The sequence below is a fragment of the Arthrobacter sp. SDTb3-6 genome, from assembly GCF_013376095.1.
Lineage (GTDB): Bacteria > Actinomycetota > Actinomycetes > Actinomycetales > Micrococcaceae > Specibacter.
In genome coordinates, this window is record NZ_JAAMFN010000132.1 from 1 (window position 1) to 787 (window position 787).

Consider the following 787-nt stretch of genomic DNA (forward strand, 5'->3'; position numbering starts at 1 on the left):
TGTCGTTTTCGGATCGGGCGGACATTGCCGTAGGCATCCAGGCTGGCAGGACGGACCGGCAGATCGGCGCTGATCTCGGCCGGGACCACACGATTATTTGGCGGGAACGCCGGCGGAACTCGACGAAGACCCGCGGCTACCGGCCCGTGACTGCGGACTGTGCCGCGGAGCGGAAGCGCAAGCGTCCGCAGGCGCGCAAGATCGAGACGGATCCTGTCCTTGCCGCGCGGGTGAGGGAAGACTTGGCGAGGTCCCGGACGCCCCGGCAGATAGCTGGCCGTTTGCGTTTGGAGGCCACGGACGCCAGCGTTGAGACCATGACGAAATCACCCGACGCTCAGGGGCGGACCGTGTCCCACGAGGCCATCTACCGGTGGATCTACGCCCTGCCCAAAGGCGAGTTGGCGAAGTCCGGGATCCTGCTGCAGTCCAAGCGCACCAAGCGTAAATCGGTGAAGCCGTTAGGTGAACGCACGGGTGGGAGGATCGTCGGGATGGTCAGCATCGACGACCGGCCCGAGGAAGCCTCAGATCGCCGTGTTCCTGGGGCGTGGGAAGGGGATTTGGTGGTCGGCAAGGGCGGCAAGAGCGCTATCGCGACCCTGGTGGAGAGGCACAGCAGGTTCTTGATCATGCTGGGGCTGCCCGAAGGGAAGAAGGCTGACGGTCTCGCCGATGTGCTGATCGACCGGGTCAATGATCTGCCGGCGCTGATGCGCGGTTCACTGACCTGGGACCAGGGCACGGAGATGGCCCGCCACGCCCAGTTGACCGTGGCCACGGAGCT

General features: G+C 65.6%; 1 protein-coding gene. It reads left to right on the plus strand.

Annotated features, from left to right (window positions below; genetic code table 11):
• Window positions 1-146 precede the first annotated feature (146 nt).
• Window positions 147-787: IS30 family transposase (locus G6035_RS19640; protein WP_371131083.1), on the plus strand; the 641-nt coding region annotated here is incomplete at its 3' end.